Source organism: Streptococcus mitis (assembly GCF_000722755.1).
Classification (GTDB): Bacteria; Bacillota; Bacilli; order Lactobacillales; family Streptococcaceae; genus Streptococcus; species Streptococcus mitis_CM.
This window is the reverse complement of record NZ_JPFY01000013.1, coordinates 119,281-129,275: the sequence shown is the minus strand read 5'-3', so window position 1 is coordinate 129,275 and position 9,995 is coordinate 119,281. Positions and strand designations below refer to the sequence as shown.

8 protein-coding genes, 2 pseudogenes and 1 other annotated feature are annotated in these 9,995 nt (G+C 38.9%); of the genes and pseudogenes, 1 reads left to right on the top strand and 9 read right to left on the bottom strand.

Annotated elements, in window-relative coordinates; translation table 11 throughout:
* Positions 1-369 precede the first annotated feature (369 nt).
* A pseudogene (locus tag SK578_RS10520) lies at positions 370-551 on the top strand (transposase); the annotation flags it as partial.
* 78 nt (positions 552-629) lie between these two features.
* Here the strand turns inward: SK578_RS10520 and SK578_RS03960 are convergent.
* The 9 genes and pseudogenes from SK578_RS03960 to ftsA form a co-directional block, all read right to left on the bottom strand.
* Positions 630-998 carry a hypothetical protein gene (locus tag SK578_RS03960; protein ID WP_042750731.1) on the bottom strand — a complete coding sequence of 123 codons (369 nt, stop codon included), beginning with the start codon at positions 996-998 and terminating at the stop codon, positions 630-632.
* 111 nt (positions 999-1,109) lie between these two features.
* Positions 1,110-3,902, bottom strand: a complete 2,793-nt coding sequence (gene ileS / locus SK578_RS03955; protein WP_042750730.1) for an isoleucine--tRNA ligase — start codon at positions 3,900-3,902, stop codon at positions 1,110-1,112.
* 45 nt (positions 3,903-3,947) lie between these two features.
* Positions 3,948-4,159 (bottom strand) — a binding site (T-box leader).
* A complete protein-coding gene (locus SK578_RS03950) occupies positions 4,160-4,945 on the bottom strand; it encodes a DivIVA domain-containing protein (RefSeq protein ID WP_042750728.1) in 786 nt (261 codons plus the stop codon).
* Positions 4,946-4,953: 8 nt separating this feature from the next.
* Positions 4,954-5,738, bottom strand: a pseudogene (locus SK578_RS03945) (YlmH family RNA-binding protein).
* Complete coding sequence (locus SK578_RS03940) at positions 5,735-5,998, bottom strand: YggT family protein (RefSeq protein ID WP_000576496.1); 264 nt, start codon at positions 5,996-5,998, stop codon at positions 5,735-5,737. Before SK578_RS03940 ends, SK578_RS03945 begins: the two are co-directional and overlap by 4 nt.
* Positions 5,998-6,531: a cell division protein SepF gene (locus SK578_RS03935; RefSeq protein WP_042750725.1), complete on the bottom strand. Its 534-nt coding sequence runs from the start codon at positions 6,529-6,531 to the stop codon at positions 5,998-6,000. Before SK578_RS03935 ends, SK578_RS03940 begins: the two co-directional genes overlap by 1 nt.
* A gap of 9 nt (positions 6,532-6,540) precedes the next feature.
* Positions 6,541-7,212: a YggS family pyridoxal phosphate-dependent enzyme gene (locus SK578_RS03930; RefSeq protein ID WP_042750722.1), complete on the bottom strand. Its 672-nt coding sequence runs from the start codon at positions 7,210-7,212 to the stop codon at positions 6,541-6,543.
* A 4-nt stretch (positions 7,213-7,216) separates the two neighbouring features.
* Positions 7,217-8,473 carry a cell division protein FtsZ gene (gene ftsZ, locus SK578_RS03925; RefSeq protein ID WP_000144256.1) on the bottom strand — a complete coding sequence of 419 codons (1,257 nt, stop codon included), beginning with the start codon at positions 8,471-8,473 and terminating at the stop codon, positions 7,217-7,219.
* A gap of 17 nt (positions 8,474-8,490) precedes the next feature.
* Complete coding sequence (gene ftsA, locus SK578_RS03920; RefSeq protein WP_042750718.1) at positions 8,491-9,870, bottom strand: cell division protein FtsA; 1,380 nt, start codon at positions 9,868-9,870, stop codon at positions 8,491-8,493.
* Between the last annotated feature and the right edge of the window lie 125 nt (positions 9,871-9,995).

The following is a 9,995-nucleotide window of genomic DNA, read 5'->3' as shown; positions in this document are numbered from 1 at the left end:
GCTTTAGATTTTACGAATGAAATAGCTTATTTATCCTGTAAGATTTTCCGTCAATTGGTAACAAAAAAATAAGGCTAACCGTCTTCATACTGTAATAAGTATTTCTAACAAATAGTCAATTCGTCCCATCTCAATTCGAAAGATATGATTCTTCAATTTCAAATTTTTTCAAAATTTCAAAGTATAGGAATTGCCAATAATTGTCATAATTTCTCCTATCTAGTCCACGAATGGGATTAATCCAACAGAACTACCTACGATAAACAATACAGACAGTGCAGGAGTCACACGCTCATCGCCCTTGAAATACACAATAGCCACAATTCTTAAAACTAAAATAGTAACTTTCATCAATCATGAAATCATTGAAAAATCGTCAACGCTCTTCAATTACCCTATTCTAACTCCAAATCAGAAGCGACCAATAATCTCATCAAACTTATCAAACGAAATTCCTTTGGTTTTCGAAACTTTGAAAACTTCAAAAAACGATTTTTATCGCTCTGAACATCAAAAAAGAAAGGACGAAATTTGTCCTTTCTCTATCTTAGCTTTTCTTTAATCCACTACTACTGACAAAGAACCAATTTTAGAGTTTCTCCATTTACTCTAGTTGACAAAAACTCTATTTATAGTTCAACTTTAAATTTTTTGAGGCTTCCTAAAAATAATGAAGCACCAACAATAATGACGATTCCCCCTATCCATCCTAAGAATGGAACCAATGCAAGTGCAGAGCCAACAATTAATAAGACTGAGGGTGCAATAGAAATTCTATTATCATCTTTATAGTATATTAGTGAGAGAATACCTAGAATTAAAATTCCAATTTTTACTAAACTAAAAATAATAAAAATAGTTCCTAAGATGACACCAACAACTTCTTCATCATCAAATATAGAGGCAATCATAATTATAATAATTGGCAAAATGGTTAGGATAGTTCCTGTAACTAAACCAATGATACCATCTAATTGAGCAAGTGTTTTCTTTTTCATCAATATTTCCTTTTCATTAAAAATTAATATTATACATTAATTTTGTTTAATATTTTCTTTTATATCAAACTAAAATACACACACAGAAAACTTTTTTAATCTATAATTCGATTATTTCTCTTCAAATCCTTCTGCGACTGCGTCCGCAAAGTTTTCTTCTACGATGCTTGCACAGTGGTCACAGATGACTGCGTGGTAGCTTCGTTCTGCTGTCGTTGGGTCGATACGACGGCAACGGTCACATACATCACCTGCAGCGCGTTCTACTGTGAAGGCCACATCTTCGAAGCTAACAGCAGCTTCTGGAGCTGGTCCTTCTGCGATGGTCAATTCAGACACGATCAAAAGTTGAGCTACATTACTGTTTACTGCTTCGAGTAGAGTTTTCACCACTTCGTTTGGATAAACTGTCAAGTGTGCTTCAAGTGATTTACCGATAACTTTGGCATTACGCGCTTCTTCCAAGGCTTTTTGAGCTTGTCCACGGAAGTCCATGAAGGCAGCCCATGTATCCAAGATTTCTTCTTGGTTAGCAAAAGTTTGTGCTTCTGGCAATTCTGACAATTGAACGAAGTCTTCTGTTTCAAACTCAAGGTATGACCAGATTTCCTCTGCTGTATGAGGAAGAATTGGTGTCAAGAGTTTGGTGATTTTCACAAGAATGTCATAGAAGACAGTCTGCATTTGACGGCGTTCCAGTGATTTTGCACCTTCGATATAAACAACATCTTTGGCAAAATCAAGGTAGAAGGCTGACAGGTCAACGTTGATAAAGTTCACCAAGGCCTTATAGATTGTCAAGAATTCAAAGTTTGCATAAGCATCACGAATGGTCTTAACAAGCTGGTTAAATCGAATCGTCATGTACTTATCAACTGAACGAAGTTCATCGTAAGCGACTGCATCTTGAGCTGGGTTAAAGTCAGAAGTATTGGCAATCAAGAAACGAAGAGTGTTACGGATCTTACGGTAAGTTTCAGAGACTTGGCTCAAGATATCCATAGAGATACGCACGTCGTTGCTTGAGTCTACACTTGTTACCCAAAGACGCAAGATTTCTGCACCAAATTGTTTTTCAACATCACTTGGGGCAATGGTATTTCCAAGAGATTTAGACATCTTCTCACCTTTACCATCAAGGGCAAAACCTTGTGACAAGATTTGTTTGTAAGGTGCTACGCCATGATTGGCAACAGATGTGATAAGTGAAGAATTGAACCAACCACGGTATTGGTCAGAACCTTCTAGGTAAAGGTCTGCTGGGTAAGTCAACTCAGGACGGTTTACCACAACCCCATTCCATGATGAACCTGAGTCAAACCAAACGTCCATGATATCTGTTTCTTTTTTGAACTCACCATTTGGTGAACCTGGATGAGTAAATCCTTCTGGCAAGAGGTCCTTAGCATCACGTTCCCACCAAATGCTTGAACCATGTTCCTCAAAGAGTTGAGCCACGTGTTCAATAGTTTCAGCAGTCATAATTGCTGTACCGTCTTCAGAGTAGAAGATAGGAAGTGGAACACCCCAAGCACGTTGACGAGAGATAACCCAGTCGCCACGGTCGCGGATCATATTGTAAAGACGGACTTTACCCCATTCTGAGTGGAATTTAACCTTTTCAATTTCATCCAAGATTTCTTGGCGGAATTTAGAAACTGAGGCAAACCATTGTGGTACTGCACGCCAGATGATTGGTTTCTTAGTACGCCAGTCAAATGGGTATGAGTGAGAGATTTCTTCTTGGGCAAGAAGGAGGTTACCAAGTTTTTCAATAACAGTTGGAACTACCTTGTCATAGAATTGACCTTCAAACTCAGGACCAGCATTCTTCATCATGATACCACGTTCGTCAACAGTCACTGCGACTTCAAGATCATTAGCAATACCAACATTGTAGTCGTCCTCACCAAAACCAGGGGCTGTATGGACAATACCAGTACCAGAGTCAGTTGTAACGTGGTCACCAAGAATAACCAACTCATCTACAGCAGTATCCCATGGGTGTTCTGTTACAATGTGGTTCAATTCTTGACCACGGTAAGTTGCCAACACTTGAACATCAGCCCATCCAAATTTCTCAGACAAGCTGTTCAACAATTCAGCAGCCACCACAAACTTACGAGCTTCACCAGCAGGTTGAACCAAAACGTAATCAATATCTGCACCAACAGTCAAACCACGAGAAGCTGTGATGGTAAATGGAGTTGTTGTCCAGACTACGATATAAGTATCTGTATCTAGAACACCTTTGCCATCTTTTACTTTATTGGCATAATAAAGGGAAGTTGAAACCAAATCATGGTATTCAATCTCCGCTTCAGCAAGGGCAGACTCAGATGACCAAGACCAGTAAACTGGCTTGGCACCACGGTAGATATAACCTTTGTTAGCCATCTCTCCAAATACACGGATTTGAGCTGCTTCATAGTCAGGAGTCAAAGTCACATATGGATTTTCCCAGTCACCAGAAACACCTAAACGTTTAAAGTCTTCACGTTGTTTATCTACTTGAGAAAGAGCGTATTCACGGCAAAGTTTCAAGTACTCAACCAAGTCCATTTCTTTACGTTTGACACCTTGTTTTGCCAAAACTTGCTCGATTGGCAGACCATGAGTATCCCAACCTGGGATAAATGGTGCGTAAAAACCTGACATTGATTTTGAACGAACAATGATATCTTTTGAAATCTTGTTCATAGCGTGTCCAACGTGGATATTTCCGTTCGCGTATGGAGGGCCATCATGCAAGGTGAAATGAGGTTTTCCTTGGTTCAATTCTTGACGACGTTGGTAAAGTTTTGCATCTTCCCATTCCTTTTGCCAAACTGGCTCTTTGGTAGGAAGTCCTGCACGCATTGGGAAAGCTGTTTTCCCAAGGTTAAGGGTATCTTTGAGTTTCATGGTATCTCCTTTATAAATAATAACAAATTAAAAACCACGACTGCCAAAAAGGACGAAAATCGTGGTACCACCTTTATTCGGAAAAAGATTTAGTCTTTCTCCCTCTTATCCCGTAACGTGGGGAACGTCAAATCTTACTTCATTCAGACTTGAGTTTTTGAGAGGATAATCTTATCATTAGGGATTACAGGACTCACACCATCTCCTGCTCGCTGAAAATATAAGGATAAAATATTGTTCTCACATATCACTATTCATTATAAGATTAGGACAGATTCTTTATTTGTATCTTCCTCATTCGATGAAGGGCCTTCGACTTCAACTGGCTCTAAATGTTCTTCTACATAATGATCTTGTTGAGCTTCAAATTCAGCTAATTCTCTATTACCAGCCTCAATTCGAGCTTGTAACTCAGCCATTTCTTCAGGTGTAAATTGACGAGTCATATCGATTGGTTCTTCTTCTGGTTGTGAATATACCGATTCACCAAGAACTTCACCAACAACTTCTTTAAATGCTTCATCACTTGTCTGAAGATAGGTAGCTGTTGGGCGCAGAATATCTTCCCAATCTGATGATTCAACAATTGCTAACTGACTCTCAATTGTAGATTTGAGACGTTGGTGGAAGACACGGCTTTTGTTCTTCAATTCTTCAGTCTCAACAGCAACTTTCTTAGCATTATCAGTAGCTTGACGTAAGATCTCATTAGCCTTATATTTTGCTTCTTCAAGCAAACGTTGGGCATCTTGCTCTGCCTGTTGGATAATATTATTAGAACGATCTTGAGCAGCTTGTTTCACACGCTCTGCCGTATCTTGAGCAATCAATACTGATTGACTCAAAGAATCTTTCATCTCATCAAAGTAAGACAAACGTTCTTCCAAGCTCTTGATATGCAACTCTTTATCATGATTGCTTCGAACTAAATCTTCATAATCACGAACAACGATTTCAAGAAATTCTTCAACTTCTTCTGGATCAAAACCTCTAAATCTTGTACCAAAGGTTTTATCTTTAATTTCTAATGATGTAATTGGCATATTATTCCTCACTTACTTAATAATAATTGGACCGTTAATTTCTTTTTATCTTTTTTGTTTGCCCATTATCTCTAACAAGTTTCAATCGACCAAATTTCCTCACACTAATCAAATCACCAACTTGAACTGCATAATCTGATTTTTCAACTAAATGGTAATTAACTTGGACTGCCTGTTTTTCAATTAACTGACTTGTCTGATTTCTAGACAGCTTTAAGACACCTGCTAGAAAAACATCTAATCTAGAACTAGCAATACAAATATCTAATTCTTGATAATCTTCTACTGTAGCAATTTTCTCAGTAAAATCCCGTTCTTCTAGACGAACCGGTAAACGAGCAATTTTCGTAATGCCGTCTTGAAAAAGGAGCATAAACTGTCGATTAATGATAATCTGTGCCCTCTCTTCGTTGACTAAGATATCACCAAATAGCTTCCTATCAATTCCCAGCTTGTTTAAAACAGTACCTAATATTTTTGCATGCGTTAAGCGTTCAAACTTATTAGGGTAGACAATTTCTTGCAAGGAAAGTTCAAAATCAGAGAATTCTGGCTCAAAATAATCAGGATACAGTAGAACTCGTACATATTCAGTTTCAAGAAACTGCCGACTGCTCATGTAGGAGATGCCGTTGGTTGATGCTAGCACCTTTAAAATCTTTTCTTGATGGGGATTTACAAAGGGTGTTAAAAAAGGAGAATAAGAATCTTCTACCTTTTTTATCCATTCTACTCCCTTATCAATAAAAGACGAATCATTCTTAGAAAAGTGTTGATAAATCATCTTGTTCATAGAAAGATCACTAAAAGTCGAATCAACTGTTCCCCTAGGAAGTGAACTAGTAATACCGCAATCCAGACAGACAAATCAAGACCTGCAATCTGGAGGGGTAAACGTTGCAAGGGAGCTACTATCGGTTTCACTAAACTAATAATCAAGCGTCCAAGACGTGATTCATAAGCATTGGGAAACCAAGACATCAGAGCAAACACGATTAAAATCAGTGAATAGATATCCACTGCATTTTGAACAAAACGAATGAGAAAGATCATTATCTTACTCTCGTACGTTTCATATCAAAGCCAAATTCACCATTTTGTGATTCATCTAGAATTTTGATATCTTCAATATTGACGACAACATCAACTGGTGTCAGCAGGTACATAGTAGATGCTACCTTTTTCATGTTACCAGCTAAAACGTGGCGTGCCCCATCCAGATAGTCCAAACAACGACGTGCTTGAACTTCTGTCATATATTGGAAATCAATCAAAATACTTTCGTTACCAGCTAATAAATCAACAATATCTGTGGCATCTTCGTATTTACGTGGATAACGAACATCAATTGTCACCTTATCAGTAGAACGTTGACTTTGCATAGCTAACTCTTGTTGACGGGCATGAAGACGAGTGATGTTTTTATCTTTAGATGGCGTACTAGCAGCTTGTTGAGGCAACTCTTGAACAGAAGGGACTGGAGTCACAATCGGCTCTTCAGCTTTAGACTGGTATGCAGTACCAACATCTTCTCCATCTTCTGTAAAATAATCTATAAATTTATCAAATCTATCTTTTAAAGACATATTTCTTTCCTATTTAAAAAATGCTGTACCAATTCTGACAAATGTTGAGCCAAATTCAATCGCTTCCTTGTAGTCACGACTCATACCCATACTCAAGTCCGTCATTGGCATATTGGGAATTTGTTTTTCTCTAATTTCTAGTTGCAAATCCTGCGTAGCTTTAAAAATTTCTTTCAACTCATCACTACTAGCTTCAAAAGGAGCCATGGTCATCAAGCCGACATATTCAATTTTATCTAAGGTTGCTAATTCTGGCAAGAGCTCCAATAGTTCCTCCTTTGAAAAACCATGTTTGCTCTCCTCCCTTGAAATATTTACTTGTAAGAAACACTTAACAACTCGGTCACTTCTTTTTTGAATTTCCTCTGCTAGCTTTAATGAATCCAAAGCGTGAAAATAATCAACATACTGAATGACGTCTTTGACCTTGCGTCTTTGCAAGGTTCCAATCAAATGCCAGGTAATATTTCTATCTTTTAAAGCTTCATATTTCTCAAGAAATTTATCCACACGATTTTCACCAATATGATGCACACCTAGCGGAAGCAAAGCCTCCGCTGTCGGTACGTCTACATATTTTGTAACAGCAACAACCGAAACAGAATTGACTTCTCTTCCTGACTGCTGACTTGCATCTTTTATTTGTTGAAAAACACGTTCTGTATTTTCTTTCAAATTCATTTACTTAACGATTTTTGAAAAATGGAGGAGTGTCTAATTCATCCTCATCGTGTAAAGATGGTGCTTCGAAACGTTCAACTGGTGATACAACTGAATCAGTCGGACGAACAATTGTCTCACGACGCAAGTCCCAATCACCAAATGCTGAAGTTTGAGAAGTTTCTGTACGGCGAGGTGCTGGACTTGGAATTTCTGCAGTTTCAGCCATATCAAAGTGACGATTATGATTGTGTGCATGGCTAGGACTTGCTTGCTCATGACGAACAGCTTGTCTTGGTGCATGACCAACAACTTTTTCAACACGATCTTGGCGAACACCAGTTGCCACAACTGTAACACGGATTTCATCTTTCATGTTTTCATCGATAGATGTTCCGAGCCAGATATTCACTCCTTGGCCAGCTGCTTGGTTAACAATTTCTGATGCTTCTTCTGCCTCAATCAAGGTTAAATCAAGACCACCAGTAACGTTGACGATGACATCCTCAGCACCGTCAATAGTTGTTTCAAGAAGTGGTGAGTAGATTGCCTTACGAGCTGCTTCTACCACACGTTCTTCACCACTACCGATACCGATACCCATTAGGGCGTTTCCTTTATTTGCCATAACTGTTTTCACATCGGCAAAGTCAAGGTTAATCAAACCAGGGTTTGTGATCAAGTCCGTAATCCCTTGAACACCTTGGCGAAGTACGTTATCTGCTTCGCTAAGAGCTTCAAGAAGCGGAGTTTTCTTATCAACAATTTCAAGCAAGTTGTTGTTTGAAATAATCAATAAAGTATCTACATGTTCACGAAGTTGATTGATTCCTTCTACAGCGTACTGTCCACGTTTACTTCCTTCAAAACCAAAAGGACGTGTCACAACACCAACTGTAAGAGCACCTAAATCTTTAGCAATGCGGGCAATAACAGGAGCTGCACCAGTACCAGAGCCACCTCCCATACCTGCAGTAATGAAGACCATATCTGCTCCAGTAATAGCTTGAGTCAAGGCTTCTTCGCTTTCTTCAGCTGCCTTTTGACCAACTTCAGGTCGACCGCCAGCACCCAAACCACGAGTCAATTTAGGGCCTAACTGAATTACAGTCTCAGCTTTTGTACTACTCAAAGCTTGTACATCTGTGTTTGCTGCGATAAATTCTACGCCTGCAACACCTTCGTCAACCATACGGTTAATGGCGTTACCACCACCTCCACCAACACCGATTACTTTAATAACTGCACCTTGAGCTGCTGCTGTATCAAATGAAAATGTCATAGTTTATTTTTCCTCTTTTATTCATCAAACATGCTTCCGATTAAGCCACGGAAACGATCTGCGATTTTTGGTTTATTTTGAGAAGATACTTTATCTTCTTTCGGAGCAACTACGTTCGTAGAAGCTGACTGCTCTACCTCAGTATTTTGAACTGGTTGAATAGGGGTCGGTTGTGCTACCTGCGTAACGCGTTGAATCATCCCACCAAAATTAATTGGTTGGTGACGCAAAGTATCTTCACCCTTGACTGCTCGTTGCGCTAATAAATGCACCTCAGTCAATTGACCAGCAAATTCAGACAAGCTAATCACATGAGCGAAGGCAGGATTACGGATTCCAACTTGATTTGGAACGTAAAGTTTGACACCAACGCCAAATACTTCCTGTGCAAGTTCTACAATACCTGGTAAAATAGCATTTCCACCAATCAGAACAATCCCACCTGGAAGATCCAACAAATGTCTTCTTTCCAACTCTTGTTTGATTTGTTCAAAAATGTGTTTAATGCGAGCTGAAATAATCTCTGCTAGGTAGCTTTCTGTAACTTTTACAGGCTCTACTTCACCAATCACTTCAACTTGGAAGGTTTCATTGCTTGCAAGTGAAGGGTAGGCTTCACCATAGTTCAATTTCAATCCTTCAGCTAGTTTTTGTGAAGTCTTCAAGACTTTAGAGATATCTTTTGTGACATAATCTCCACCTTCTTGAAGAATATTTGTAAACTGGAGTTCTTGGTTACGGATTGTAGCAACAGTTGTTTGACCTGCTCCCATATCAATCACCGTAGCTCCAAATTCACGCTCTCCTTCATTCAAGACTGAACGAACCAAAGCCAATGGTGAAATAATAATATTTTCAACCTGAACACCTGAGCGCTCAACTGTCTTGCGTAAATTGTGAAGAATAGTACGTGGACCTGTGTAAAGCAAACCACGCATCTCAAGACGAACCCCCATCATGCCACGCGGGTCACGAATACCTTGGAAGCCATCTACGATAAATTCTTCAGGAATAAACGTAATGACTTCACGATCTGGTGTCATACTCTTTGTCAAGGCTGATTTAACAACATTTTCAACATCTTGATCTGTAATTTCTTTTGTATCAGATGTAACTGGAATCATTCCTTGAGTTGGTTCTACTTGCAAAAGATTTCCAGGCAAACCAACATTCACTGATTTGATTGAAATGCCAGCTTTCTCTTCTGCTTGGGAAATAGCTGACTTGATAGCAGTTGCTGCTGCTTCAATATCAACGATAATCCCATCCTTTACACCTTTACTCTTGGCATTACTTACACCAATTACATTTAGTTCACCATTTCTAAGCTCGGCAACCAACACCTTAATCGAATTGGTTCCGATATCTAAGCCTGTAAAAAAACCATCTCTAGCCATTACATCGCATCCTCTCTCTTCCAAGTTTCAAACTTCTATTCAATATAGCTAAAACAGGGCATAGCTATTCACAGAATATTATAACACAAAAAATCCAATCGTGCTTAGTTTTTCCTAAATTTACT